This is a genomic window from Streptomyces sp. NPDC059895 (genome assembly GCF_042731035.1).
GTDB lineage: Bacteria > Actinomycetota > Actinomycetes > Streptomycetales > Streptomycetaceae > Streptomyces.
Window position 1 is genome coordinate 273,184 of record NZ_JBHWKO010000002.1, and the last position, 25,703, is coordinate 298,886.

A 25,703-nucleotide genomic window follows, 5' to 3' on the forward strand; every position below is an offset into this window, starting at 1 on the left:
CGGTTGCCGTGACGGCCGGTGGCGGTGCCGCAGTGAACCGCACTGGTGGACCGGGCGGGTCAGGCTTCGCGGGCGAGGAGGTTCTTGGCGGATTCACGGAAGTGGGCGACGAGCGGGTTGGCGTCGGCGAAGCGAGTGGCGACCACCACCTGGCAGGGTTCGACTCCCTCGACGGGGACGGTGACGAGGTCGTCGCGGAGTGTGCAGCGCCGGTCGTCGGCCGGCACGAGGGCGATGGCCCGGCCGTCGGCGACGACTTCGAGTTTGTCCTCGAAGGTGTCGACGAGCAGGGGACCGAGCGGAGCCGGGCTGCCGTCCGGGCGGGGATCGAGCCGCCAGAAACCGGTCCACCGTGCTGCCATACCGGCACAGGCCACGAGCGGTTCGTCGGTGAAGTCGTCCAAGGTCACCGACTCCTTGCCGGCGAGGCGGTGGAACGCGGGCACGAGGAGCGCCCGGGGTTCGTCGTAGAGGACGGTCACGTCCAGGCCGTCGTCGGGGATGGGGAGCGGTGTGCGGACGACGAGCGCGTCGATCCGGCGGTCGGGCAGGGCGCGGACCTCGTCCCAGTCCAGGTGGCGGGTGCGGACGTGGGCGTCGGGGTGACGGCGGCGCAGGTCCTGTACGGCGGCGGTGATGACGAGGTCCTCGACGTACCCGACGGTGATCGTGCGAGGCGGTGCGGCGGCGTGTGCCGTGAGCACCGCCTGGTGAGCCGTGTGCAGGAGTGTCTGTGCCTGCGGGAGGAAGGCCGCGCCGGCTGCGGTGAGGTGGCTGCCCTGGGTGGTGCGCTCCAGCAGACGCACGCCGAGGGCGTCCTCCAGCCGCTGGATCTGGCGGCTCAGGGAGGGCTGGGCGACGTGCAGGGCAGCGGCCGCACGGGCGAAGTTCAGGTGCTCGTGGACGAAGGGGCGCGTGTGCTCATCACCGGGCGCAACCAGGCTGCCCTGGACTCCGCACGCGACCGGCTCGGCGAGAGCGCGATCGCGGTCCGCAGCGACGCCGGTTCGCTGCCCGACATCGAGGCGCTGGCCCACCGGGTGAAGGCCGAGTTCGGCACGGTCGACGCCCTGTTCGCCAACGCGGGCGTCAACGGCTTCGCGCCGTTCGAGGCGACCAGCGAGGAACTCTTCGACCAACTGCTGGCCATCAACGCCAAGGGCCCCTACTTCACGGTGCAGAAGCTCGCTCCGCTGCTGACAGAGGGCAGCGGCGTGGTGTTCACGACATCCGTGGCGAACGTGCTGGGGCTTCCGATGCTCAGCGCGTACGCGGCCGGCAAGGCGGCGGTGCGCTCGATGACCCGCAGCCTGGCCCGGGAGCTGCTCCCCCGCGGGATCCGCGTCAACGCGGTCAGCCCCGGCCCGATCGACTCCGGGATCCTGGAGAAGTCGATGCCCGCGGAGGCGGCCGAGCAGGCCAAGGCGCAGATGGCTGCCGACAACCCCATGCTGCGCCTGGGGACGCCGGCCGAGGTCGCCAGGGCGGTGGTGTTCCTCGCCTTCGACGCCACCTACACCACCGGCGCCGAACTCGCCGTGGACGGCGGCGGCTCCCAGCTCTGACGGCCTGCGGGAGAAGGAGAGGAAACGATCCATGCGTGCGTTCGTCACCGGCGCGAGCGGCCACATCGGCGCCGCCCTCGTCCCGGAACTCCGCGCAGCGGGGCACGAGATCGTCGGCCGGTGCACGCCGGCACGGAGCCGCCGACGAGGGCGTGCCCTTCCGGGCCATCGCCGAGGTCATCGGCCACCGCCTGGGTCTGCCGGTCGTCAGCGTTCCACCCGAAGGAGGCGGACCACTTCGGCCGGCTCTCCTTCGCGGTGACAGCGGGCGATCCGACGTCCAGTTCGCTGACCCGCCGGCTCCTGAAATGGCGACCGGAGCACCCGGGCCTGCTCGCCGACCTCGACGAAGACCACTACTTCGGCGTAATTCGATGCTGGACTTGGCCCGGACCCTACGATCGAGGAGTGACGATCGAGTACGAGTGGCGCGGCGACTTCGACAACGCCGCCCTCAATGCGCTGCATGCTGATGGCTTCGGCCACCCGGTCGCTCAGACTGACTGGCGAGAACGGCTTGAGCGCCACAGTCTCGGCTGGGTCTGCGCCTGGGAAGACGGCTCGCTGATCGGCTTCGTCAACGTGGTATGGGACGGCGGAGTTCACGCCTTCATCCTGGACACAGTGGTCGCCCAGCATCGCCAGGGGGAAGGTGTTGGCGGCGCGTTGGTCGCGGCTGCGGCTCACGAAGCTCGTGCCGCGAAGTGCGAATGGCTCCACGTTGACTTCGAGGAGCACCTGCGTTCGTTCTACTTCGATTCCTGTGGCTTCAAGGAGACGGCAGCCGGCCTGATTGCCCTGTAACACCGTGGGCCAAGCTCTGGGCCAAGAGGCACATGGCCAGAAGCAGTTTCAACAAACCCTTGCCAAGCCCGTGACGCAGTCTCAGATGTCACCGGGAGTTGCTGCACCACACACGTTGGCCAGAGCCGTTTTGGGCTCTAGCTGTTGCTGGCCATGACGTCGGTGACGCTCGCGTGGAGGCGTGAGGCTGGAGGACGGTTTCCGGCGGCGGTGTGAGGCCGGTGGTAGTTGTAGTGGACGTTCCAGACCGCGATTGCCCGAGCTCGTTCTGCTTCAGAGGTCCACTGCCTGGCGTAGAGGAGTTCTTCGGCGAGGATGCGCTGGTAGCGCTCGACCTTGCCGTTGTGCCGGGGCGGGTAGGGCTTGATCCGCTGGTGGCGGGAGGCCCACGTGCGCGTGCGTGTCGTACCGGTTCTTCCACTTGGACAGGCAGGCGCGAGAGACACCGGCCTCGGCGGCGACGTGCGCGATCGGACGAGTGCGGCAGCGCTCCACGAGCCTTCGGTGTCCCTCGATGTTCAAGGGGGCGTTCGCATGTGTCACCGGAGCACCTCAGTGTTCCGGCCGGCCGTGATGGTGGTGAGGAGGGGGAACGCGATGAGCAGCGCGACCGCGACGAGGAGTCCGCTTGCCCAGAGCGGCCCGAGGCCCCCGGCTTCGGTGTTGAAGGTGGCCGCAGCGATGACGGGGCCGACGGCGGCGCCCGCGTTGAGCGCTGCGGTCGCATACGGGCCAGCCATGGTGGGGGCTCCCGCGGCCTCGTAGAGGACCCGCGTGATCAGCGTGCTGCCCAGCGCGAACGACTCGCTGAACCTGATGCCCCGCAAGGGCAAGGCGTGGGGGCCGGTACGGCGTCCGCGCAGACTGCGGGCCACCTACAACCGCTACGGCGGCGTGCGGCACATGCTCGCCGCCCTCGATCTGGCCACCGGTAAGCTGTACTACCGCATCCGCTCGCGCAAGCGGTGGCGGGAGTTCCTCGGCCTCCTCAAGGCCCTGCGCGCCCGCTGGCCCGGGCAGAAGCTGGACGTGGTGCTGGACAACTTCTCCCCGCACAATCACGCCAATGTCCGCGCCTGGGTGGCCGACAACGACATCGAGCTGGTATTCCTGCCGACCTACGGCTCCTGGCTGAACTGGATCGAGGCCGAGTTCGCGGCCCTGCGCTACTTCGCCCTCAACGGCACCGACCATCGCAGCCACGCCGAGCAGAACGCGGCCATAGCCGCCTACGTCCGCTGGCGGAATACCCGCGCCGAACCGAAGACGAACTTTGCCCCCGACTCACCGATCCGATCATGGATCGACTACCCGGCCAAGGCCGCCTGACGAGCCAATCGCAGTTGATCGCTTCCCTGTTGTGGCAGTCAGTCCGATCAAGTAGGGTCACCCAACGTGAACACCGGACCGGCGCTACGCCACGCACAGATTGGCCACCCGGTGGAGGGCTGATCGCACGGCGGGTGCAAAGAACGCACCCCCTCAGTTCGGCACGCGGACCTCCCGGCACTCGCGCACCGCGAGTCCGTTTTCCGTGTCGAACAACAACGAGGTCAGCCGAATGACAGCCACGTTCAACCACACCATCATCGCTGCCAAGGACCGAAACGAGTCAGCTCGGTTCTTCCGGGAGTTGTTGGAGCTCTCAGAAGCGCCGTCCTGGGGCCCGTTCACCAACATCCAGCTCACCGACGGCGTGCTACTGCAGTTCGCCGAGCTGCCGGTGGAGATCCAGATGCAGCACTACGCGTTCTTGCTCGACGACGAGCTGTTCGATCGCGCGTATCGGCGGCTGTGTGATCGCGACATCGAGCACTGGGCCGACCCGCAGATGCGCCGCCCAGGCGAGATCAACAACGAGCACGGCGGTCGAGGCGTGTACTTCAAGGACCCCGCCGGTCACGCGATTGAGCTGATCACCCGCCCGTATCTGTAACCGAGGCAGGACCTGGTCGGGTGCCCGAAACAGCGCGCCCGACCAGGCGGTCAACTGGCCGAACTCCACCTTTCCCCCAGGGCGCCGCCACCATCCAGGACGAAGTGGCCTCAGTCTGCTGACGAGGAGGCAGCACGCCGATTGCCCGGCCAACCAAAGGGGTCGAGCCACTAGCACAGATCTTGGGGAGTGGCTGCGGAGAGTCACCGCAGTGTTCGATCGTGGACGTCCGGATGCGCGTGAGACTGCGTACGTCTTCCTCCTCGACGGCGTTCGACGGCTCGGTCACCTCTCGCGGCGTGCCGTGATCTCCGCCGCGTTGGCACGGATCCATTGCAGCAGCGGGTGCAACGCCGCCGCCGCGCCGCGGCCCAGGTCGGTGACCGAATACGTCACGGACGGCGGCTGTCCCGTGCCGACCTGGCGGTGCACCAGGCCGTCCTGCTGGAGTGAGCGGAGCGTGGCTGCGAGGCTCTTGTCGCTGATTCCCGCGACCACCGTGCGTAGCTCGTGATAGCGGAGCGGTTCGGCCAGCAGCGCCGTGAGGATCAAGATCGTCCACCGGCCGGCGAGGTGCCCCAACACCTCGCGCGCCGGGCAGTCCTTGTGGAACACGTCACCCATCACACCTCTCCCGGGCTCCTGGACTGCGCGCTCACCGCCAGGTGAGCACCGCACCACGTGGTGAGCGCCTTCCGTCGCACCTGCGCTCTCCTTAGGTTAGCGACCTGGTCACGACCAAGGAGGAAGCATGCCACCGACCACACTCATCACCGGCGCCGCCCGTGGCCTGGGGGCGGCCATCGCGCGGCAACTCGGAACGCGCGGCCACCACGTGATCGTCAACTACCGCACCGGTGCCGCCGACGCGGCCGCAATCGTGCGTGACATCGAGGCCGCTGGCGGCAGCGCGTCGAGCGCCAGGGCCGACGTCACCGACCCGTCCGCCGTCGATGAGCTGGTGACCGGGATCCTCGCCGCCCATGGGCGGATCGACTCAGTCGTCGTCAACGCCAATACCGCTCCGCCGCCGTTCGCTGCGCTGACCGACCTGTCGTGGGCGGCCTTCGCGGCCAAGGTCACCGGTGAGCTTGCCGGTGCCTTCCACATCACCAAGCGCGTCCTCGCGCCGATGCGGGCGCAGGGCGCGGGTCGGATCATCTGCATCGGCAGCACCGCTGCGGACTACGTCGGCGAAGGCCGGCTCGCGCATGGCACGGCGAAATCCGCGCTGGCCACCTTCGCCCGCCATGTCGCTGCGGAGAGTGCGCGCGACGGCGTCAGTGTGCTCGTCGTCGCCCCCGGGGCCGTCCGGACGCCGGCCACCGCGGAAGTCCTGACCAGCGGGCGCGGCGCCGTCCTGGCCCGCGAGTCCGTGCTGGGCCGGGTGCTTGAGCCCGAAGATGTCGCCGCCGTGGTGGCACTGGCCGCCGACCCCGCGCTCAGTGCGGCCACCGGCACGACTCTGCGGGTCGACGGCGGCTGGTCGGTCCTCGTCGGCGGCCCGGCCAGCTGAGCACTCACGCCTGGATCGAACGGCCCAGCGTCACCGGCCACGGCCAACTCCGGCGGGTACGGTCACAGACCTGATGGAGCGTCACATTTGTCCGCCGGGCGGCGGAGCGTACGCGGTCTCACCCGAATCCGGACGTCCGCACGGCGCCACACCTGGCCGGCCTCCTGAAGGCTCATCACCGGCGCGTGTAGCCTGCGACGTTCTGTGCCAGTGGACCGGTCGGCAGAGCCAGTGCGGCTCCCAGGCGGTCACCCGAAACACATCAGAGCCTCGCTCCCGCAACTCACTTCGATGTTCCGGCGTCCAACTCCATGACGGACGACTGCCGATCACCTGGGAGAGCACATGGCGAAGAAGGACCGGACGACGGACGCGGCGAGGGAGAAGGACCGCGAAAAGTGGATGGCGCGTTTCCAGGTACGGCTGGCCATGCAGCCGGGCGTGGACCGGGCGGTCGTGCTCCAGGCGGTCAAGGACGTCACGGCGCACTGCGCGGAGACGGGAGAGCACCCGCAGACTGCCTTTGGTGACCCGGACGGCTACGCCGTTCAGGCCGCCGAGCGGCTGGTGCCGGCGGACCGGGCGGCGCGCGAGAGGCGGCACAACGCCGTGGTGGACGCGCTCGACTCCGTGCTGAAGAAGGCCGGGGACGTCACCGGTCTGTGACCGGTTGAAGCGACTTCCGTCATGGCCCGGCGCACGGTCCAGCAGAGAGGGCGCCCGTATCATCGCCCCGGGCGGGATCGGGCCCCGTCTCGCTGCTGTCGCCGCCGCGGCGGTGGTCACCGAGATCTGCGAACACCTCAAGGGCACCGACCGCGACCAAGCCATCAGCACGGCCATGACGTTCCTCGCCGGCGGCATCCGGGCCATGAGCGCCGCCGCGCACACCTGACGGCCCCGCGCCACCTCGCACCGCGCTCGCTCGAGCCACCCGACCGAGCGGAGCGAAACCCGCCGCTTCCTGGCCCGCCGCAGGGTCGACGTTGTGCGGCCCGGCGCAAGGGGTGGGACAACGTCCGCCTGTACCTGGCCAAGCCCCTGGGGGAGTTCATCGAAGCGGCCGCAGCAGCTCCACCGCCAAGCGCAGCCGCCGCGAACCCCTCAATGGTCGTGATGATCGCCGGTTCGGCCGATCGGCAATCGTGGACCATGGTGCGCGCCGCATCACGAACCCGACGTCTGCGTGGGCGCCCTGTCGGCGAGGGCAAGCAGATACGAGCGCAGGGCTCGGGCGCGCCGTCCGAGGCGACCGCCGGCAGGCCGTCCGTGAGCCGGTCGGGATTCCTCGTGGCGCGGCGCTCAGGATTCCCGAGGGCCTGTGTCACTTCCGCCCGACCCGTGCCCTCGCACGCCATCGCCCGCCCTCGGTGTCCGGTCCTCCGGCCACAGCGCCCCAACCCGCGTCATCCGACGGCGCACCAGGTCATCGATCCGCTGATTCGGAATGAATCGGCGCCGTCGCTTTCAGGGGTGCGCGCACTGTTCGATGACCGAAGCCACCTGCTCCGCCGCCGGCGAGTTGCGTCCGGCCCGGCGGGCCAGGACGAGATCGATGGTCTCCGTCTCGACGAGCGGCAGATAGATCACACCGTCCAGGCGCAGGCTCCGGACCGACTGGGGCACCAGTGCGACGCCGTGTCCCGCGGCGACAAGGACGACGAGGGTCGCGGTCTCGCCGACCTCCACGAGGGAGTCGGGCTGGAAGCCCGCCCGGCCGCAGGCGGACAGCACACGGTCGTACATGGCGGACCGCGGTTGAGAGGGATGGACGACGAAGGGCTCGCCGGCCAGTGCCTTCAGTGAGATGCGTGGGCCGGACGCCAGCGGGTGGCCGGCCGGCAGCACCGCCACGAGGGGTTCGGTGCGCAGAGGCGTGATGCTCACCCCGTCGGCGCCGTCCTCGCCGATGCGGGACACGGCGAGGTCGTAGGCGCCGGCGCGCAGCCCGTTCACGAGCTGGGGCGTGAGCAGCTCGCCGCGCAGGTCGAGGGTGATGTGAGGAAGGCGGGCTCGCACGGTGCGAGCGACGCGGGGCAGAACGTCGTAGGTCGCGGTGCCGATGAAGCCGACGGAGACCCGGCCGGCGCGGCCAGTGGCCAGCTCCGTCATGTGAGCGCGGGCCCGGTCGGCCTCGGCCACCAGGGTGCGCGCGTATTCGGTGAGGTGGAGACCGGCCTCGGTCAGCTCGACGTGCCGCGTCGAACGGTGGAAAAGAGCGGTGCCCAGTTCCCGCTCCAGCTGCTTGATCTGCTGGGAGAGAGCGGGCTGCGCGACGTGCAGCCGAACCGCCGCGCGCCCGAAGTGGCACTCCTCGGCAAGGGCGAGGAAATAAGCGGATCTGACGCAGCTCCATGCCGCCCATTTTATAAGCAGCGCTTATCAATGACCAGTGACTAGGTCTTGGACATGATGAAGGGGGCAGTTCTACGGTGAGGACGTGACCCACAGTTACGTTTATGCAGCGGTGAGAACACCCTTCGGGCGGTTCTCCGGCGCTCTGGCCGGGAGACGGCCCGACGACCTCGCGGCACTCGCCGTGACGGGGCTCCTGGCCAAGGTGCCCAGCCTGGATCCGAGCGAGATCGGCGATGTCGTCTGGGGCAACGCCAATGGCGCCGGCGAGGACAACCGCAATGTCGGCCGGATGGCCGTCCTCCTCGCCGGGCTTCCCACCTCGGTGCCCGCCACGACCGTCAACAGGTTGTGCGGCTCCTCCCTGGACGCGGCGCTGATCGCCTCCCGCACCGTCGAGACCGGCGACGCGGACATCGTGCTCACCGGAGGTGTGGAGTCGATGACCCGGGCACCTTGGGTGCTGCCCAAGCCCTCGCGCGCTTTCCCGGCAGGCGACGTGACCGCCGTGTCCACCACTTTGGGATGGCGCCTGGTCAACGAGCGCATGCCGAAGGAGTGGACGGTCTCCCTGGGGGAGGCCAACGAGCAACTGGGCGAGCGGTTCGCCATCTCGCGCACGCGTCAGGACGAGTTCGCCGCGCGGTCCCACCAGCTCGCGGAGATCGCCTGGGCGGAGGGGTTCTACGACGACCTGGTGATAGCGGTCGAGGCGTACGGCAACGACGCCGACCTCACCCGCGACGAGGGCGTGAGGCCCGGATCCACGGCAGAGAAGCTCGCCGAGCTCAAGCCGGCGTTCCGGCCCGACGGCCTGATCACCGCGGGTAACGCCTCGCCGCTGAGCGACGGCGCCTCGGCCGTGCTGATCGGTTCGGCAGCCGCCGCAGGGCGTATAGGCGCCGATCCGCTGGCCCGGATCGCCGGACGCGGAGTGCACGCGCTGGATCCTCAGGACTTCGGGTTCGCCCCGGTGGAGGCGGCGAACCGGGCCCTGAAGGCTGCGGGCGTCACCTGGCCCGACGTCTCGGCCGTCGAAGTCAACGAGGCATTCGCCGTGCAAGCGCTGGCCTGCGTGGACGCCTGGAAGATCGACCCCGGGATCGTCAACACCAAGGGTGGCTCGATCGCGCTCGGCCGCCCGCTGGGCGCCTCCGGTGGTCGTCTGCTGAGCACGCTGGCCCACCGGCTCACAGCGTCCGGCGAGCGATGGGGGGTCGCGGCGATCTGTATCGGTGTGGGCCAGGCCCTCGCCGCTGTCCTGGAGAACGTGCAGGCCAAGCGGTGACCGCGCAGGTGTACGCGCACGCCGACGAAGCGGTTGCCGACGTCCGCGACGGCTCCACGGTCCTGGTCGGCGGGTTCGGGATGGCCGGCATGCCGGTCTCCCTGATCGACGCCCTCATCCGTCAGGGGGCCAAAGACCTGACCGTGGTGTCCAACAACGCGGGTAACGGCGACACCGGACTTGCCGCGCTGCTGGCGAAGGGACGGGTCCGTAAGGTCGTCTGCTCCTTCCCCCGACAGGCCGACTCCTACGTCTTCGACGGCCTGTACCGGGCGGGGCAGGTGGAGCTGGAGGTGGTGGCGCAGGGCAACCTCGCCGAGCGGCTCCGGGCCGCCGGGGCCGGGATCGGCGCGTTCTTCTGCCCCACCGCGGTCGGCACTCCGCTGGCCGAGGGGAAGGAAACCCGCGTCATCGACGGCCGCACCTACCTGCTGGAGTACCCGATCAAGGGCGATGTGGCGCTGATCGGCGCTCACCGGGCCGACGGCATGGGCAACCTCGTCTATCGCAAGACCGCCCGCAACTTCGGGCCGGTGATGGCCACCGCCGCGACCACCGTGATCGCACAGGTCCGCGAGATCGTCGAAACCGGGACGCTCGACCCCGAAACCGTGATCACGCCTGGCATCTACGTCGACCGTGTGGTGCGGGAGGCCACCGAATGAGCCTGAACCCACCCGTCACAGACACGGCACGCGCGCCCCTCGCCAAGCACGACATCGCCGCGCTGGTGGCCCGCGACATCCCTCGCGGCTCCTTCGTCAACCTCGGCATCGGCCGGCCGACCCTCGTCGCCGACCATCTGCCGGCCGAATCCGGTGTTGTGCTCCATACCGAGAACGGCATGCTCAACATGGGGCCCGCCGCGCGGGGCGAGGAGATCGACGCCGACCTCACCAACGCCGGCAAAGTCCCGGTGACCGAACTGCCCGGTGCCGCCTACTTTCATCACGCCGACTCCTTCGCCATGATGCGCGGCGGGCACCTGGACATCTGCGTCCTGGGAGCTTTCCAGGTCTCCGCGGCAGGCGACCTCGCCAACTGGCACACCGGCGCACCCGACGCCATCCCCGCCGTCGGCGGAGCCATGGACCTGGCGATCGGGGCGAGGAAGGTCTTCGTCATGATGACGCTGTTCACCAAGACCGGCGAACCCAAGCTGGTGCCCCAGTGCACCTACCCGCTGACCGGTCTGGGCTGCGTCGACCGCATCTACACCGACCTCGCGGTCTTCGACATCACCCCGGACGGCGTGGTGGCGCGGGAGACCTTTGGCACCTCTGCCGACGACCTCGCGCGCCGCCTCGACCTGCCACTCCTGACCGCCCGGACTTGATGCGGGACCCGGAAAGCTGCGTGGGCGGGCCCACCAGCATCCTCACCCGACACCGTTCCTCTTGAGTCCACGACGTCGTACACCGCCCTTCGCCCGGGGAGGAGCGGCGGTGCCGATTCGGTGCATCCGCTCGGCGCCGGAAGACACTGCCCTCTTCCCTCGGGATACGGTGCTGCCATGTCTCGATCAAGCGAAACCGGATCAGTCTTGTCTCCGGTCACCGCGGACGACGTCGACCTTGCCGTGCGGCTCGCCGTGGGCATCCTTCGGGACGCACCCGCGGAGGGGTGGGGCGGTAAGGCCGGTTCGCTGGAGTGGGACTGCTGGGAGACCGCCGAGCACCTCGCCAACGACCTGTTCTACTACGCCGTGCAGCTGGGGCCGCAGAGCCCGCCGCTGGACACCCATGTGCCTTTCGCGTTGAGCCGGAAGAGGCCGGACGGACCCGCGGTCTTCCTCTTCGCGGACCGTGATGCGGGTCCGGCCGGCCTGGTGCAGGTGCTGGAGGCGTGCGGCGCGCTGCTGGTCGCCATGGTGCGTACGACGCCGCCCCGGGTCCGCGCCCACCACGCCGCCGGGGTGTCGGACCCCGAAGGCTTCGCGGCGTTGGCGTTGCAGGAGACGCTGGTACACATGCACGATCTGGCGGAAGGCTTCGGGCTTGCCTGGACCCCGCCCTCCGCTCTCTGCTCGCGGGTGCTCGCCCGTCTGTTTCCCGAGGCTCCGGGCGGCGCGGATCCCTGGCTCACCCTGCTGTGGGCCACCGGCCGCGCCGAACTGCCGGGGCACCCTCGTCTCACCTCGTGGCGCTCGGACAGCACACCGCGGTCGTAGGAGCGGATCGCGCAGGTCGGAACAGTGCCGTCGACCTCGGTGTGCAAGCCCACGACGGTACGTGCCGTACTCGGGCAGCACCGGCCCCCGAGGCGTCAGCGTCCCGCTGTCCCTGCAGCCCACCGAGGGCGCGATCGGCCTCGTCACCGTCAGACCGCCGTCCCTGCCCTACGGGCTCATCGACCTCATCGACTGGGACGCCCCCTGCCAGCCCGGACATCCTTCCGGCTACGACCCGTTGGCCACCTGCGACCGGACCTGGTTCGCCGGCAGCAGCCTCGTCAAGGAACTCGACAGACACAAGAAGGCCGGCACCGCCGGCGTCATCGTGATCCTCGACCTGCCCGCCGAGGCCGCCGAAGGCCAGTACCTGCCCTACGACGGCATCATCCGCGACCTGCCCTTCTGAGGTGTCCACCGGGGGAGGGAAGGCACTCGCGCTGATGACCAGCTCGACCCGCCGTTTCCGGTGCTCCGCACGCATGCGGGGCACCGGAAACGGCGGGTCAGGACCGCCCCCGCTCGGCGCCATCCGGAAGGCGCCGTCACCACCAGCTCCGTGCCGGCGCCGGCTCTGTCAGAGCGCAGCCTGGGCGACGCTGACGCCCCCGCAGACGAACAGCGTCTGGCCCGTCACGAAGCCGGCCCGGTCGGCCAGGAAGTACGTCACGGCCGAGGCGACGTCCTCCGGGCTGCCCATCCGGCCCACCGGGATGTCTTCGACGAGCCGCCGCGTCCGGGCGTCGTCATCCCGGTTGGCCCCCGCGAACAGGTCGGTGGCGATGGGGCCGGGGGCGACGACGTTCGACGTCACGCCGAACGGGCCGAGCTCCAGGGCCCAGACCCGCGACAGGCCCATCAGTCCGGCCTTCGCCGACGCGTAGGCGGCGCGGGCACAAGTACATCAACCAAGGCCGCGCGGACGCCGACCGCAGCCATATCCCGCCACGCCGGCTCGCCCGGATGCTGCTGACCAGACCCGACAACCTCAAGCCCGAGCAGCACGAACTCCTGGCCAAGCTCACCGCCGCCTGCCCCGAGATGACCCAACTGGCGGCAGATATGAGAGACTTCGCCCCGCTCCTTACGCCACACACCGACAACGCCGATGCGCTCACGCACTGGATCGCCCAAGTCCGAACAGCCGACCTGCCCCACCTACACGCCTTCACCCGGGGCCTGGACCGGGACATCGACGCCGTGATCGCCGGACTCACGCTTCCGTACAGCAACGGCCCCACCGAGGGCGTCAACACCAAGACCAAACGGATCGCGCGCCAGATGCACGGACGAGCAGGCTTCACCCTGCTCCGGCACCGCATCCTGCTCGGATAACAGCACGCTCCGTCACCACCGAATGTGAGACAGGGCCGTTGATCAGACACTCCCGCCCGACAGCACGGGATGAGACAGTCGCTCGGTGATCGTGTAGCGGGCGGGGGTATTGATCGCTGTCAAGAAAAGCGAGGAGATGGCCAGTGGTGGGGAAGCGGACGGTGGCCTCCGCGGGATCGCGGCCGTGCTCTTGAGGAATTCGCGGGCCTGTGGGCGATCACGAGTCGTGATCGCCCACAGGCCCGGGCGGTACGGGGCGGGCGGAACCGCCGGCGCGTTGAGGCCCTGTTCGGAGGGGCGAGTGCCGAGCCCTCGCCCCTCCGTAGATGCACCCTCAGTACTCGATTCCGAGCAGGTCCAGCACATTGGTGCGCATGATCTGGTCGGTCTCGGACTCGGTGAATCCCTTGAGCTCGTTCTTGAAGTCGGTCGGCTCGGCCAGGCCCTCGCCGTGCGGCCAGTCGGAGCCGAAGAGGATGCGGTCGGAGCCGACGGTGTCGGCGAGCTTGCGGATGTCCTCCTCGTAGTAGGGGGTGACCCACAGGTGCTTGTGGATGGTGTCGGCCGGGTCCTCGGCGAACGCCTGCGGCGACTGGTTGGCCTGCTTGCGAAGGCGCTTGACCAGGAGTTGGATCCAGTCGGAGCCGTTCTCGATGCTTGCGATGCGCAGGGTGGGGTGGCGGGTGAAGACGCCGTCGATGACGAGGCTCGCCACGGTGTCGTGAATGGCCCGGTCGGAGGTCAGCACCATGTTCAGCGGGCTGGGGTTGCGGAACGGCACGAACCGCTCAGGGCCGCCCCATGCGGCGCCGATCATGTTGTAGCCGCTGTCGCTGAGGTGGAAGCCGACGGGGATGTCGTGTTCGGCAAGCTTGGCCCACACCTTGTCGTAGTCCTGATGCCCGAAGGACCGGGAGCGGCCGTGGCAGGTCGGCACGGGGGCGGGGCGGACGGAGACGATGCGCACCCCGCGTGCGACGAGGCGGTCGATCTCCTTCACCGCTTCGTCGGGGTCGGCGAACGACAGCATCGGCGCGGCCATGATGCGGTCCTGGTAGGAGTAGCCCCAGTCCTCGTCGAGCCACTTGTTGAAGGCGGTGACGCTGGCCATCGTGGCGCCGATGTCATCGCGCAGCGCCTCTTCGACGCCGCAGGCGAGGGTCGGGAAGAGCAGGACGCCGGAGAGCCTCTGCTCGTCTATCATCTCCATCCGCAGGTCGCGGTTCTGGTAGGCGGGGTTGAGCGGCTCCACCTTCATCAGGCTGCGCGGGTCGACGCCCTCGGGTATCTGGCCGCGGAACAGCAGGTCCTGGCAGCCGGGGACGATGACGGGGTCGAAGGTCGGGTTCGGCACGAATTCCAGGAGCCGCCCGCCGGCGAGCAGTTGGGTGTGTTTGCCCTTCTGGACGACCTGGATGCCGCGGTGCTTGAAGGCCGGGTCGAGGTGCCGGGTGAAGGCGTCGATCTTCTCGTAGTAGTGGTTGTCGCTGTCGAAGGGAAGGGCGTACTTCCCTTCTTTCTGGGCCTGGGCCTTGCCCTCGATGTGTCGCGTCTGCGAAGCGGTGACGGTCACTTGTCTTCACCTCCGTCGAAGAAGAAGCGCTCGGCGTTGCCGTACAGGTAGCCGTCGAGCACTTCGGTGTCCAGATCTAGCCGCGCCGCCTCGGTGACGGTGCGGGTGATGGAGAGCACGGGGGAGTCCGAGGCGAACATGATCTTCTTCTTGCCGCGGGTCCGCATGAAGTGCAGAAGGGACGCGGGCAGGTACTTGGGCGACCAGGCGGACGTCATCATGTGCAGGTTGGGGTACTTGCCCATGAGCCGGATCGCCAGGTCCCACCAGGGGTCCGCGCCGTGCATCATGACGAGCTTCAGTTCGGGGAAGCGCTGGCAGACGCGGTCGAGGTGGATCGGGTTCTGCACCTCTCCCGGCAGGGGCGGCCCGGGTAGTCCTGTGTTGAGGCTGACGGGCAGTTCGAGCTCGCACGCCTTGGTGTAGAGCGGGTAGTAGACGGCGTCGCTCGGCGGGTAGTTGCCGTCACCCCAGAAACTGGGGCCGACCGAGACGTAGGAGACCGGGGCGTTGGCCACTGTTTCGGTCAGGATGCGCAGGCTGCGCATGGGGCGCAGCAGGTCGAGGCCGCCGACGCCGAGGGAGAAGCGTTCCGGCGCCTTCTCGACGAACTCGCGGGCCTTGGATCGCGCGCCGGTGCGCAGGTCGTTCATGAGGATGGCGCGGTGGACGCCGAGCCGGTCCATCTCGTCGACGAGCTGGTCGAAGTCGGCGTCGGCGAGGAAGGATTCCCCGCCCTTGAAGTAGTCCTCTTTGACCCGTACGAGCCAGTCCGGCGGATCGTCTCCGTACACCATGGACACGTTCACCAGGCAGTCGATCGCCCTGGTCACCTCTGTCATGCGCGTGCTCTCCGATCAATGCCTCAGATCTGGCTGATCTTTGCTGGTCCTCGGCGGTCACCGCCGCCGGAGCGAAGGGAGTTGGGGTTGCACTGCGATGTGACAGTAGGACACAATCTGCTTCACTGTCTAGCTTCGTTGCGACGAAAAAGCGAAAGGCCCGGGACATGAGCGAAGGGTTCGAGGGGATCGAGGGGCTGCGCCACGCGGCTGACCCGCTGCGACCAGCACCGCACCGCAAGACCGGGGCCAAGGCCGGGAACGGCGGCTTCGACGAGACGGAGGAGCGCATCCTCGCCGCCGCCGGCGGACTGCTGACCCGGCTCGGCGGGAACAAGATGAGCATGTCGGACGTCGCGCGCGCCGCCGGCGTCGCACGCGGCACGCTCTATCGCTACTTCGATTCCCGGGAAGTCCTCCTGGACGCGCTCGCCAAGCGCAACGCCGACCTCTTCTTCGACGACCTGGCCCGCGCCATGAAGAATCACGAGCACCTCACCGATCAGCTCGGCGAGTTCTCGGAGCGGATCATCCTCTCGACCCGGCCCGCCGACGACGCCTTCTCGGCGAACAACCACATCTCGATGCTGCACATGCTCGCCACCCAGAGCGGTACCGCCCTGGTCAGGACGGCCAAGTTCCTCCAGCCGTATCTGGAGTCGGCGCGCGAGCGGGGTGAGGTCCGCGCCAACCTCGACATCCCCGACGCGAGCGAGTGGCTGGCCCGCGTCTTCCTGTCCTTCACCGTCTTCCAGGCGTCCGTCCCGCGCGGCAACGACACCCCGGAGCACGTCCGCCTGTTCGTCCAGCGCTACGCGATCGACGGCCTGTCCTGACCGCCGGCAGTCCGTCCTGAAGCATGAAGAACATGAAAAGGGAGTGATCCGAGAAGATGGCAAGCCCCACGTTCGATCACCTGGCCATCGGCGTGCAGCGCTGGGAGGACGCCTATCCGCGGTTCGCGGGTGAGCTCGGGGGCCGCTGGGAGATATCCGGCCCGGCAGGCGAATACGCGCCCCTGCAGATGTCCTTCGGCAAAAGCCTGCGCCTGGAGTTCATCGCCCCGGACGCGCCCGACGGTTTCATGGGGCGTTTCCTCGACAGGCACGGCCCTGCACCCCACCACATCACTTTCAAGGTCCCCTCCCTCGACGAGACGACGAGCGACCTCTCCCGCCTGCAATTCGACACCTTCGGCCGCAGATCCGTCCACGCGGTCTGGCGGGAGTCCTTCATTCACCCCAGGAACACGGCGCTCGGCACCCTCGTCCAAGTGGTGGAGGCGGACGAGGAGGCGATCCGGCGGGGTAGCGCCGGGACCACTCCTCCGGCCGGCTTCCCCGAGCCCGCGGACTCGGCGGCCGGCCCCGAGGTCGCCCTGGTCGGCGTCACGACCCCGGATCTGCGCCGCGCCCACGACCTGCTCGGCCCCGGTCTCCTCGGCGACGTCCTGGAGGCGGGCCCTGGCTGGTTCTTCGCCACCTGGGGCAGCGGGCGCTCCCTGCTCGTCCGCGACGCCTCGGCCGCCCCGATCCTCCCGGCCCTGTGGGGCGGATCCACGGATCCCGGCGTCTCCTTCCTCCTCTTCGGACCGCCCGACATGTCCGACCTCCCCGTCGCGGAGCTGCCCCGCCGCGCCCGCGACCTGAGGATCCTCCCGCACCAGTCGGCCACGGGAATCGACGTCTGGCTGCTCGGCTGATGGCGTCCGGACGTCAACCGCTCTGAACCGTCCCCTGTTAGAGTGGCGTTCTGGAAAATGCCGGGCGCAGGCCGGGTTCCGAGCTTCGCGGTAACGGGGTACCGGCTTCGGGTTCAGGTCTTCGGGGAGGGCGCGCTGTTCAGCGGGAGAAGTCGCGCGGCGACGGCCGCCGCCACAGCACCGGTGACAGCGGCGGCGCCGGCCAAGGCCCGTACGCCGTCCCAGCGCGCCCGCCGCGACAGCATCCTCAGGGCCGCGATCCGGCTGCTCGAAGAGCGTGAGTACGAGCAGATCCAGATCCGTGAGGTGGCGGAGAACGCGGGCGTCGCGCTGGCGACGGTGTACCGCTACTTCCCGTCCAAGGAGTTGCTGTACGCGGAGGCGCTGGTCACTTGGGGTGAGACCTTCGAGGCCAGGGTGCGCGGGCAGAACCGGAAACCGGTCGGCGACGCGGCACGGTTGCGGGCGGTGCTGCGCCGCACCGTCCGTGCCTACGGCCGGTACCCGAACTTCTACCGGCTCACGATGCTGCTGGAGGTCACGGCGGACCCCGCGGCCCGCGAGGTGTTCCGGGGCTACACCGAGAGCTTCGAGCGCATCCTCGCCGAGTCGCTCACCGACACCGCCGAGCGGGAACGCGAGGTGTTCGTCCTGCTGTTCACGTCACTGCTCGGGGGACTGCTGCGGAAGTGGTCGACGGGCAGTCTGCCGCTGCGGCGCTCGCTGGAATACATCGACGACGCCGTCTCCCTCACGATCGAAGGGGCGCGATCCGCACACGGAGCCGGTCTTTGATCACCTTGCCGGTCGGGGTCCGCGGCAGCGGGTCCGTCACCAGGTGCCACCGCGTCGGCACCTTGTAGTGCGCGAGGCTCTTGCGGCACCAGGCTTCGAGCTCCTGCTCCGTCACCCCCGCGCCGTTCTGCACGACGACAACGGCACAGACCGCGTCACCGGTTGTCTCGTCGTCGACGGCGATCACCGCCACCTCGGCGACCTGCGGGTGGGAGTCGAGGACGTACTCGACCTCGGTGGGTGAGACGTTCTCGGCGTTGACGAGGATGCGGTCGCGGGTCCGTGCGTTGAGGTAGAGGAAGCCGTCCTCCATGCGCGCCACGTCGCCGAGGGCCAGCCAGCCGCCGTCCTTGAGGACGGCCGTCGTCGCCTCGGGGTCGTTCCAGTAGCCCGTCATGAGGTAGGGGCTGCGGATGTGGACCTCGCCGTAGTCGCCGTCCGGTACACGGTAGCCGTCGGGGTCACGGAGTTCGATCTCCACGGTTTTGCTGGCCCGGCCGGTAGATGCGGGCCGGGCCGCGAAATCGGCTCCGTCGATGGCCGCGATGACGCTGCCGCCCTCGGTGCTGCTGTAGCCCATGCCGAGGGTGAGCGCGCTGGGGAAAGCACTGAGAAAGGACTGCTGCACAGTCGGGCTGACCGGAGCGCCGCCCAGGCCGAGGACGCGGATGCTGCTGGTGTCGTAGCGGTCGAGGGCAGGCGAGAGAGCCGTCCTGGGGGCTGCACTCCCCAGGGCGGACCAGTGGGTGATCTTCTCGCGCTCGATGGCCCGCAGCACGCGTTCGGGGTCGAAGCGGCCCGGCAGCAGGACGACGGAGCCGCCTCTGGCGAAGGCCAGCAGCATGACGCCCTGGAGCATCGACACATGGAAGAGCGGCGAGGTGATCAGGGTGACCGCGTCGGACGGCGGCGGCTCCTCGTCCGGGCCCGGCACCGGTGCGCCGTGAGCGGCCAGGCCGGCCGCCTCCGCATACATGTTGACGTGGGCGAATCCGAGGACCGAGCGGTGCGAGAGGGCGACCGCCTTGGGCCGCCCGGTGGTGCCGCTGGTGAAGAGAATCAGCGCCACGTCGTCCTCGGCGACCTGCGGGACGGTGGGGGCGGCACCCCGGTGGCGGCTGACGGCGGAGCCGACGTCCGTGCCCAGGTCCACGAGCGGAAACGGCCAGCTCCGGCGGCCCTGTCCACCCTGTCCTGCGAGCCGCGCGAGGCGCGGTCCGTCGCCGAGGACGAGGACGGGTTCGATAAGCCGTGCGGCGTGCGCGAACTCCTCCGACGTCCACCAGCCATTCATCCCGCAGGGAATGGCGCCGATACCGGCCGCGGCCCAGAAGGCGACAATCCATTCCCACCGGTTGGCGGCGAAGATGCCCACCCGGTCGCCGGTCCGGACCCCGTACTCCTTCTGCAGGGCCACCGCGCAGGCGTCCACCTGTTCCAGGTGGTCCGCGAACGAGATCCGCCGCTCGTCCTCGATCACGAATGTCCGGTCCCCGAACCGCCTGCTCGCCTCGACGAGTTCACGCAGGCAACGCAGCCGGTTCCTGAACACCGTCATCCGGACGCCGCGCACCTCCTCCTGTGCTGTCTCGAACCGCCCGCCGGGGCCGGTCAGTGCGGCGGCGAGGCTTTCCTCCTGTTGAGCAGCCATCGATCCTCTCTCTCCTCTCTTCCCTCCACCGATCTCTCGCCTCGTCCGGAACAGTTGGTGCCATGGGTGTCAGCCGACCTTGCCCGACCAGTTCTTCGCGGCCCGGATCACTTCCCTGAACGGCCGCCGGCTGTCGAACGACGGCTCCCGGGGCAGCCCCAGCACCCGCTCGCCGATGGTGTTGCGCTGCACCTCGTTCGTCCCGCCGGCGATGGAGAGGAAGCGGCTGTTCAGCAGGGAGAGCGCGACCTGCGACGCGGACCCCTCGCCCGGCTCCAGCCATGTCGTGGCGTCCGCACCCGCGATGTCCAGGGCGGCGTTGGCGCGGATCGGGTCGTAGGTTCCGGAGGCGAGCTTGCTGTAGGAGGCGAAGGAGCTCGCGCGCATCGGGTCGACGCCCATCATTCGCCCGATACGTCGGTCGAGGTGACGCCGCGCGAGGTCGTCGATGTGGGTGCGGACGACAGACTGCTGCACCAGTGGATCAGCCAGTCGTCCCACCTGCGCGGCGAGCGCTACGAGGTCAGGGGCGAGCACACGCGCGTCTGCCCCGGTGCCGGACTCCGCAGGGGCCGCGCTCGCCTGGCTTCCGCGCTCGTAGAGCAGCATGGTCTGGGTGACGGTCCAGCCGTCGTCCACGGTGCCGATGACGTCGTCCTCGGTGAGCCGGACGTCGTCGAAGAATTCCTGGCAGAACTCGGCGTCGCCGTTGATCTGCCGGATGCGATGGACGGTCACGCCGTCCGCCCTGATCGGGACGGCGAACCAGGTGAGCCCGCGGTGCTTGGGCACGTCCCAATCGGTGCGGGCCAGGCACATTCCGTAGTCGGCGTAGTAGGCACCGCTGGTCCAGATCTTCGACCCGTTCAGGACCCAGCCGTCACCGTCCCGGTCGGCTCGGGTGCGCACCCCCGCGAGGTCGGATCCGGCTTCGGGATCTGAGAAGAACTGGACGAAGAGCCGCTCCCCGGAAATGATTCCCGGAATGTGACGCTTCAGGAATTCCGGCGAACCGTGCACGAGCATCGTCCGCGCGCAGACACCGAATGTCGTACCGCCGGCGATTCCGAAATCCGGCAGAACGAACTCCCGGGCTTCCTCGTCGAAGGCCCGCTCGTACGATGCCGGGAGCCCTTGACCGCCGTACTCCGCAGGCCAGGAGATTCCGGCATACCCCGCCTCGTACAGCTTGCGCTGCAGGGCGCGCTGTTCCGCCAGTTTCTCCCCGGTCATGTCGCCGTGCCCGGTGAGCTGGGCGCGCCGGGCGGGCCCGGCCCTGCGCGCGAGATTCGCTTCGAGCCAGGCACGGGCCCGGTGCCGGTACTCGGCCATGTCGATCGGCTGCTGCTGTTCAGACATGATGCCTTCCTTTCGTACGCGTCGTGTGGGACGCCTTCTCCCAGATGAGGCGCTGATGCCAGACGGGCGTGCCGAAGAGCTGGGCGTCGGACGCAAGGCGGCGCAGAAAGAGGTGGTTGTCGTGTTCCCAGGTGTAGCCGATGCCGCCGAACACCTGGAAACAGTTGTGCGCGAGCTGTACGGCCTTCTCACCGACGAAAGACTTCGCCGCGGAGGCGAGCACGAGGGAATCCCCAGCCTCCTTCCCGACCGCCGTCGCCGCTTCGACGACAAGACTCTTCGCCATTTCCAACGCGAGCCCGGTATCGGCGAGGAGGTGTTTCACGGCCTGGAACGAGCCGATCGGCCTGCCGAAGGCGATGCGCGTCTTCGCGTACTCGACGGCGAGGCGGAGATCGCTGTCCATCGTCCCGATGGACTCCGCCGCGGCGAGCACGGAGGCGACGGCGATCTGCCGGTCCAACAACGCCCGCCCGGCTTCCCCCGCGGCGAGCACGGTGTCGGGAGCGAGGACGAGCTGGTCGAGGTGGACGTCCTGGAAGCGCCGCGTGATGTCGAACGCGCCGCGCTCCGCCAGGCGGACGCGGGGATCGCGGAGCGGGATCAGCGCATGCGCCACACCTGGTTCCGGCGACTTCAGCGGGGCGCTGAGCAGCAGATGCTCGCTGTCGTCGGCATCCTGGACGGCTGCCAGGACACCGTTCACCACGAGGCGGTCCCCGTCGGCACGCACCGACAGGACCGGCTCACCGCCGAGGAGCCCGTCCGTCGCCCAGGTCGCTGCCGTCTCTCCGCAGACCAGGGAGGCCAGCGTCGGCTGGTGCACGGACGACGACGTCGCCGTGCTGGCGTGTCGGGAGAGGGTGTGGGCGGTGACGTGCGTGCCCACGTACGGTCCGGGCTGGAGCCGCGCCCCCCGTTCGGCGGCGACGAGGACAGCGTCCAGGACACCGTTCTCCGAGGCGCTGCCGCCTCCACGGCTCTCGTCGACCAGGAGGCCGAAGCAGCCGATATCGCCCAGCTTGCGACGGAGTTCGGGCCGACCGGGCTCCGACCGTTCGGCGGCCTCGCGCACGGCCTCCAAAGGACTCTCCGCGTCGAGGATCCTGGCGAGGGCGTCGATCATCATCCTCTGCTCATCGGTGGGTTGCGGCAACAGGTCGAGACTCATGGCTCTGCGGCTCCTGATCTCCAGGGGTGAGGGACCGAGGGCGGGACCGGGCGACTGGACCTACTCGCCGGTGAAGCGGGGTTCCCTGCGCTCCAGGAACGCGGCGACGCCCTCGTGCATGTCCTTGGTGGTGAAGGCGATGTGCTGGGAGCGGGCCTCGTCCTCCAGGGCCTGCGCGAAGCTGATCTGGGAGCTGTTGTCGAGGAGGCTCTTGATCAGGCTGAGGGCGGTGGTGGGCGAGGCGGCAAGGCGGCGGCCCCACTGCGCGCCTTCCTTCTGGAGGCTGTCCGCGGGCACGATCTCGTTGACCAGCCCCCAGCCCAGTGCCTGTTCCGCGCCGATCGTGTCGCCGAAGAACGCCATCTGCTTCGCCCGGCGCACGCCGACGGCCCGGGGCAGGGTCCAGGAGGTGCCGCCGTCGAGGGCGAGTCCGCGCTTGACGAAGACCTCCGAGAAGCGGGCGCGGTCGCTGGCGAGGACGAGGTCGCAGGCGAGGACGAGCCCGAGTGCCACGCCGACGGCGACGCCGTCCACGACCGCGAGCGTCGGCTTTGGCAGCTTCTTCAGCTTGTCGATGATGACGTTGACGGTCCGCATCTCGTGCAGCGTCGACTGCAGCGGGCTGCCGGTGAGCCCGCGCTTGCCGTTGCCTTGCTGTTGTGCGTCCGACTTCTGGCTGCCGTCGGAGGCGTCCAGGCCGCCGGAGAGGTCTGCGCCGGCGGAGAAGCAGCCGCCGGCTCCGGTGAGGATCACCGCCCGGTCCTGCGGGTTCCTGGCCACCTCGTCCAGTACGCGGTCGAGGGTGGTCCAGTTGCCGGCGGTGAGGGCGTTCTTCTTCCCGGGCCGGTTGAAGGTGACTTGCACGACGCCGTCGAATCGGTCGATCAGGGTGTCACTCATGAGCCTGCGCTCTCCCTCTGGTCCGCTGGCCCCCGCACGGGGCAAGGTCGGGAACCCTCGTCACGGCCAGGCAATAACAGAACTGGGTTCTAGCTTCAGAAACCTCTGCGACTGTAACCACGTTCTGCCTTCGAGGACAGATGCGGAGCGAGGAAAAACCCCCAACTCCCCGCCGAGAGAGCACTGTTCAGCGTGCGAGCTTCCCGCTGTCCAGGAAGGTCGCGCGGCCCTCCGTCGTGTCGGCGGACTTCACTTGCCACCACGTGGCAGCCATCATCGACACCGCGCTCACCCTCCAGGCGTGCTTCACGACAACCGACCGGCCTGGGAAGCAATCGACAGAAGGGAACACCATGGGAATCCTCGGCAGCAGGCTCGCGTCCGTGACCGACCACCGCAGGACGGCCAGGAGTGCGCGGGAACACGACACCGCCGCACTCCTGCTACGCGCCACGCTCGGCCCGATGCTGGTCACGCACGGCTGGAACAAGGTCGCCGGACCCGGCGGGCTCAAGGGCACGACGGGCTGGTTCGAAGCGCTCGGGCTGAAGCCCGCCGGGCTGCACGCGCGGGCGGCGGCCGGGACCGAGATCGCGGCGGGCGTGGGCATCGCCCTCGGCGCGGCCAACCCGCTCCCGGCTGCGGCGGCGGTCGGCCTGATGGTGGTGGCCGCCCGCACCGACCACCGCGGCAAGGGCTTCTTCGTCTTGAAGGGCGGCTGGGAGTATGTCGGCGTTGTCAGCGGCGCCGCCGTCGCGCTGGCGGCCCTGGGCAACGGCCGGTTCTCCCTCGACGGCCTGCTGCGTCGGCAGCTCTCAGGCGTGACAGCGGCTCTGCTCGCCGCAGGCATCGGTACGGCGAGCGCGGCGGCCCTGCTCGCCATCTGCTACCGTCCGCAGGGGCAGCCGGACGACGAGCCACCCAGGGCGCAGTCCCACGACGGGTGCGACGAGACCCCGGCCTCCTCGCTCGGCAACACCTCGTCGCCGCACTGACATGCACCCCCGCCCCCTGGGCGGCCGCCGCTAGCCGGCTGCGGCGTCGTCCGCCTCAGCCTCAAGCAGGTCCTCCACGTCGACGCCGAGCATCCGCAGGAACTTCTCGACCTCGGCGGCGACGTCGATCTCGGGGTTGAAGAAGGACTGGAGCTCCAGGCCGTCGATCATGCCGTTGAGTATGCGGGTCACGGTCGCCGGATCGATGCCGTCGGGGAGCCGGCCGGCGGCCTTGGCCTCGGTGAAGACGCGGATGCCGATCGCCTCCAGGCGGCGGTAGCGGTCGCCGAAGAAGTCGTGCGCGAGGTGGTCGGGGGCCGTAGCCTCGGCGGACAGCCGGATGAAGAGCTCGCGCAGGCCGGAGGCTCGCCGGTTCCCGCGCAGGCCGGAGAGCATCAGGCGCAGGCTCTCGTCGGAGTCGAGCTCGTCGACGGGCCGGCCGCCCTGCCGGTCGCGGCGGCGCAGCAGTTCCAGCAGGAGTTCGTCCTTGCTGCCGATGTGGTGCACCAGCGCCGTCGGGCTGAGTCCGACGCGGGAGGCGAGCTCGCGGATGGTCACGGCGTCCCAGCCGCGCTCCGTGATGAGTTCCAGTGCGGCGTCGAAGGCTTCTTCCTGCTTCGCCGCCCCCTTCGCGTACTTCCGACCAGGCGCCATGCCGCCCAGCCTAACCGTCACCGGCAGACCCTTGCTCCTGAAAATAGAACGCCGTACTGTATTCGCGACGACGAGCACCCCGCGTGCCGCGCAGAACGCCCCCGCAGACAGATCGAGAGGTCAGAGATGGGACGACGCACCCACACCGACGCGGACCGCAGCCGTGAGGACCGCTATCGCCGGGTCCGGGAGATCGAGACGCTCGACCCGGAGACCGACCACCAGCGCATCGTGGACCTGTTCCGGCAGGACTTCGGTGCCCTGATCGCGATCCAGATGCTCACCGGCAACATGATCACCTTTGCGGCCCCGACCATGTCGAAGGTCCACGAGGTCGCCCGCGAGGTGGAGCTCGACACCGAGAAGCGCAGCATCGACACCGCCCTGCTGCACGGCATCGTCCACAAGCACGGCTTCGGGCCCGGACCCTCGCGGGACGCGGCGAAGAAGGTGAACGCGATGCACCGCCACTACGACATCAAGCAGGAGGACTACCTCGCGGTCGCGGCGGACAACACGCTCACCCCGACCCGTCTCGCCGACAAGTTCGGCTGGCGCCGGGTCACGCCCAAGGAGTGGGAGGCACTGCGCATCCAGCAGAGCAAGGAAGCGCGTCTGTTCGGCTCGCACCATCCGCTGCCGGACACGCTCGCCGAGGTCGAAGAGTTCTACGAGAAGTACATGGACGAGAAGGTCTCGTACTACCCGTACAACGAGCAGGTCGCGAAGAAATTCATCGCGTGGATGCCGAGCATCATGCCCAAGGGGATCGGGAGGGTGATCGTCTGGCTGATGGTCGCGCAGGTCGACCCGCGCCAGCTGCGGGCCTGCGGCATCAAGCTCCCCGGCAAGCTCCGCAAGTCCCTGTCCGACGCCACGATGCGGCTGCTCGGCTCCAGGCCGATGCCGGACCCGAAGCCGGGCGACCCGGACCCCATGGAGAAGCTCGCCCGCAAGGTGTACCCGCACGGCTGGAACATCCACAGCCTGGGCCCGGAGAAGCACGGCGGCCTGCCCGCCGGGCACCCGCCGATCCCCGTCGACTCCACCCCCGGCGCTTCCGCCACCGGCGGCGGCAACTAGCCCGCGGAG

Annotated in this window: 26 protein-coding genes and 5 pseudogenes; 17 read left to right on the forward strand and 14 right to left on the reverse strand. The window is 69.3% G+C overall.

Features of this window, described 5'->3' with window-relative positions; all coding sequences use genetic code 11:
• Positions 1–59: 59 nt before the first annotated feature.
• Positions 60–941 carry a LysR family transcriptional regulator gene (locus ACFV9M_RS03230; RefSeq protein ID WP_385074631.1) on the reverse strand — a complete coding sequence of 294 codons (882 nt, stop codon included), beginning with the start codon at positions 939–941 and terminating at the stop codon, positions 60–62.
• On the opposite strand from ACFV9M_RS03230, the gene ACFV9M_RS03235 reads away from it, so the two are divergent.
• Both ACFV9M_RS03235 and ACFV9M_RS03240 read left to right on the forward strand, forming a co-directional pair.
• Entirely contained in the window at positions 852–1,565 is a 714-nt protein-coding gene (locus ACFV9M_RS03235; RefSeq protein ID WP_385074635.1) for an SDR family oxidoreductase, read from the forward strand. The two genes, ACFV9M_RS03230 and ACFV9M_RS03235, sit on opposite strands and share 90 nt — an antisense overlap.
• A gap of 408 nt (positions 1,566–1,973) precedes the next feature.
• Positions 1,974–2,369: a GNAT family N-acetyltransferase gene (locus tag ACFV9M_RS03240; RefSeq protein ID WP_385074600.1), complete on the forward strand. Its 396-nt coding sequence runs from the start codon at positions 1,974–1,976 to the stop codon at positions 2,367–2,369.
• Positions 2,370–2,506: 137 nt separating this feature from the next.
• Here the strand turns inward: ACFV9M_RS03240 and ACFV9M_RS03245 are convergent.
• Both ACFV9M_RS03245 and ACFV9M_RS03250 read right to left on the reverse strand, forming a co-directional pair.
• Positions 2,507–2,755, reverse strand: a pseudogene (locus ACFV9M_RS03245) (integrase core domain-containing protein); the annotation flags it as partial.
• A 153-nt stretch (positions 2,756–2,908) separates the two neighbouring features.
• Positions 2,909–3,172 (reverse strand): annotated as a pseudogene (locus ACFV9M_RS03250) (Cmx/CmrA family chloramphenicol efflux MFS transporter); the annotation flags it as partial.
• Between ACFV9M_RS03250 and ACFV9M_RS03255 the strand changes: the two are divergent.
• Both ACFV9M_RS03255 and ACFV9M_RS03260 read left to right on the forward strand, forming a co-directional pair.
• Entirely contained in the window at positions 3,144–3,698 is a 555-nt protein-coding gene (locus ACFV9M_RS03255; RefSeq protein ID WP_385074602.1) for a transposase, read from the forward strand. The pseudogene ACFV9M_RS03250 and the gene ACFV9M_RS03255 overlap by 29 nt on opposite strands.
• 232 nt (positions 3,699–3,930) lie before the next feature.
• Complete coding sequence (locus ACFV9M_RS03260; protein WP_385074637.1) at positions 3,931–4,305, forward strand: VOC family protein; 375 nt, start codon at positions 3,931–3,933, stop codon at positions 4,303–4,305.
• Between the two features lie 285 nt (positions 4,306–4,590).
• Here the strand turns inward: ACFV9M_RS03260 and ACFV9M_RS03265 are convergent, their stop codons facing one another.
• Positions 4,591–4,929 carry a winged helix-turn-helix transcriptional regulator gene (locus tag ACFV9M_RS03265; protein WP_385074605.1) on the reverse strand — a complete coding sequence of 113 codons (339 nt, stop codon included), beginning with the start codon at positions 4,927–4,929 and terminating at the stop codon, positions 4,591–4,593.
• Positions 4,930–5,056: 127 nt separating this feature from the next.
• On the opposite strand from ACFV9M_RS03265, the gene ACFV9M_RS03270 reads away from it, so the two are divergent.
• Entirely contained in the window at positions 5,057–5,821 is a 765-nt protein-coding gene (locus ACFV9M_RS03270) for an SDR family oxidoreductase (RefSeq protein WP_385074608.1), read from the forward strand.
• A gap of 345 nt (positions 5,822–6,166) precedes the next feature.
• A complete protein-coding gene (locus tag ACFV9M_RS03275) occupies positions 6,167–6,487 on the forward strand; it encodes a hypothetical protein (RefSeq protein ID WP_385074612.1) in 321 nt (106 codons plus the stop codon).
• Positions 6,488–7,288: 801 nt separating this feature from the next.
• On the opposite strand, the gene ACFV9M_RS03280 is transcribed toward ACFV9M_RS03275, so the two are convergent.
• The gene (locus ACFV9M_RS03280; RefSeq protein WP_385074615.1) at positions 7,289–7,933 is read right to left on the reverse strand and encodes a LysR family substrate-binding domain-containing protein; all 645 of its coding nucleotides are present in this window, start codon (positions 7,931–7,933) and stop codon (positions 7,289–7,291) included.
• Positions 7,934–8,053: 120 nt separating this feature from the next.
• Positions 8,054–8,197 (reverse strand): annotated as a pseudogene (locus tag ACFV9M_RS03285) (LysR family transcriptional regulator); the annotation flags it as partial.
• Positions 8,198–8,261: 64 nt separating this feature from the next.
• Here ACFV9M_RS03285 and ACFV9M_RS03290 point away from each other — a divergent pair.
• From ACFV9M_RS03290 to ACFV9M_RS03310, 5 genes are all read left to right on the forward strand, one after another.
• Positions 8,262–9,464 (forward strand): thiolase family protein, encoded by a 1,203-nt coding sequence (locus ACFV9M_RS03290; RefSeq protein ID WP_385074617.1) that lies wholly within the window; start codon positions 8,262–8,264, stop codon positions 9,462–9,464.
• A complete protein-coding gene (locus tag ACFV9M_RS03295) occupies positions 9,461–10,129 on the forward strand; it encodes a 3-oxoacid CoA-transferase subunit A (protein ID WP_385074619.1) in 669 nt (222 codons plus the stop codon). The genes ACFV9M_RS03290 and ACFV9M_RS03295 overlap by 4 nt, the downstream gene beginning before the upstream one ends.
• Entirely contained in the window at positions 10,126–10,800 is a 675-nt protein-coding gene (locus ACFV9M_RS03300) for a 3-oxoacid CoA-transferase subunit B (protein WP_385074621.1), read from the forward strand. Before ACFV9M_RS03295 ends, ACFV9M_RS03300 begins: the two co-directional genes overlap by 4 nt.
• 177 nt (positions 10,801–10,977) lie before the next feature.
• On the forward strand, positions 10,978–11,634 hold the full coding sequence (locus ACFV9M_RS03305) for a hypothetical protein (protein WP_385074624.1): 657 nt from the start codon (positions 10,978–10,980) through the stop codon (positions 11,632–11,634).
• Between the two features lie 61 nt (positions 11,635–11,695).
• On the forward strand, positions 11,696–12,043 hold the full coding sequence (locus ACFV9M_RS03310; RefSeq protein ID WP_385074626.1) for a hypothetical protein: 348 nt from the start codon (positions 11,696–11,698) through the stop codon (positions 12,041–12,043).
• 168 nt (positions 12,044–12,211) lie between these two features.
• Here the strand turns inward: ACFV9M_RS03310 and ACFV9M_RS03315 are convergent.
• Positions 12,212–12,517: pseudogene (locus ACFV9M_RS03315) on the reverse strand (SDR family NAD(P)-dependent oxidoreductase); the annotation flags it as partial.
• A gap of 11 nt (positions 12,518–12,528) precedes the next feature.
• Between ACFV9M_RS03315 and ACFV9M_RS03320 the strand changes: the two are divergent.
• Positions 12,529–12,969: pseudogene (locus tag ACFV9M_RS03320) on the forward strand (transposase); the annotation flags it as partial.
• Between the two features lie 334 nt (positions 12,970–13,303).
• Here ACFV9M_RS03320 and ACFV9M_RS03325 read toward each other — a convergent pair.
• Positions 13,304–14,542 (reverse strand): amidohydrolase family protein, encoded by a 1,239-nt coding sequence (locus tag ACFV9M_RS03325; RefSeq protein ID WP_385063697.1) that lies wholly within the window; start codon positions 14,540–14,542, stop codon positions 13,304–13,306.
• A complete protein-coding gene (locus tag ACFV9M_RS03330) occupies positions 14,539–15,384 on the reverse strand; it encodes an amidohydrolase family protein (protein WP_385063698.1) in 846 nt (281 codons plus the stop codon). The genes ACFV9M_RS03325 and ACFV9M_RS03330 overlap by 4 nt, the downstream gene beginning before the upstream one ends.
• A 167-nt stretch (positions 15,385–15,551) precedes the next feature.
• Between ACFV9M_RS03330 and ACFV9M_RS03335 the strand changes: the two genes are divergently transcribed.
• From ACFV9M_RS03335 to ACFV9M_RS03345, 3 genes are all read left to right on the forward strand, one after another.
• Positions 15,552–16,220, forward strand: a complete 669-nt coding sequence (locus tag ACFV9M_RS03335) for a TetR/AcrR family transcriptional regulator (protein WP_385063700.1) — start codon at positions 15,552–15,554, stop codon at positions 16,218–16,220.
• Positions 16,221–16,276: 56 nt separating this feature from the next.
• Complete coding sequence (locus ACFV9M_RS03340; protein WP_385063702.1) at positions 16,277–17,086, forward strand: VOC family protein; 810 nt, start codon at positions 16,277–16,279, stop codon at positions 17,084–17,086.
• Positions 17,087–17,269: 183 nt separating this feature from the next.
• Positions 17,270–17,881, forward strand: a complete 612-nt coding sequence (locus tag ACFV9M_RS03345) for a TetR/AcrR family transcriptional regulator (protein ID WP_385063704.1) — start codon at positions 17,270–17,272, stop codon at positions 17,879–17,881.
• Here the strand turns inward: ACFV9M_RS03345 and ACFV9M_RS03350 are convergent.
• The 4 genes from ACFV9M_RS03350 to ACFV9M_RS03365 all read right to left on the reverse strand — a co-directional run bounded on the left by ACFV9M_RS03350 (position 17,838) and on the right by ACFV9M_RS03365 (position 22,962).
• Complete coding sequence (locus ACFV9M_RS03350; protein WP_385063706.1) at positions 17,838–19,532, reverse strand: class I adenylate-forming enzyme family protein; 1,695 nt, start codon at positions 19,530–19,532, stop codon at positions 17,838–17,840. The genes ACFV9M_RS03345 and ACFV9M_RS03350 overlap by 44 nt on opposite strands.
• Positions 19,533–19,601: 69 nt before the next feature.
• Positions 19,602–20,891, reverse strand: coding sequence for an acyl-CoA dehydrogenase family protein (locus ACFV9M_RS03355; protein WP_385063708.1), 1,290 nt, complete (start codon positions 20,889–20,891; stop codon positions 19,602–19,604).
• Entirely contained in the window at positions 20,884–22,062 is a 1,179-nt protein-coding gene (locus ACFV9M_RS03360; RefSeq protein ID WP_385063710.1) for an acyl-CoA dehydrogenase family protein, read from the reverse strand. The genes ACFV9M_RS03355 and ACFV9M_RS03360 overlap by 8 nt, the downstream gene beginning before the upstream one ends.
• A gap of 60 nt (positions 22,063–22,122) precedes the next feature.
• Positions 22,123–22,962, reverse strand: coding sequence for an enoyl-CoA hydratase/isomerase family protein (locus tag ACFV9M_RS03365; protein WP_385063712.1), 840 nt, complete (start codon positions 22,960–22,962; stop codon positions 22,123–22,125).
• A 353-nt stretch (positions 22,963–23,315) separates the two neighbouring features.
• Here ACFV9M_RS03365 and ACFV9M_RS03370 point away from each other — a divergent pair, with 353 nt between their 5' ends.
• The gene (locus ACFV9M_RS03370) at positions 23,316–23,957 is read left to right on the forward strand and encodes a DoxX family protein (RefSeq protein WP_385063714.1); all 642 of its coding nucleotides are present in this window, start codon (positions 23,316–23,318) and stop codon (positions 23,955–23,957) included.
• Between the two features lie 30 nt (positions 23,958–23,987).
• Here ACFV9M_RS03370 and ACFV9M_RS03375 read toward each other — a convergent pair whose 3' ends face one another.
• Positions 23,988–24,611 (reverse strand): TetR/AcrR family transcriptional regulator, encoded by a 624-nt coding sequence (locus tag ACFV9M_RS03375; RefSeq protein ID WP_385063716.1) that lies wholly within the window; start codon positions 24,609–24,611, stop codon positions 23,988–23,990.
• 126 nt (positions 24,612–24,737) lie between these two features.
• Here ACFV9M_RS03375 and ACFV9M_RS03380 point away from each other — a divergent pair, with 126 nt between their 5' ends.
• Positions 24,738–25,694, forward strand: coding sequence for an oxygenase MpaB family protein (locus ACFV9M_RS03380; RefSeq protein ID WP_385063718.1), 957 nt, complete (start codon positions 24,738–24,740; stop codon positions 25,692–25,694).
• Positions 25,695–25,703 lie beyond the last annotated feature (9 nt).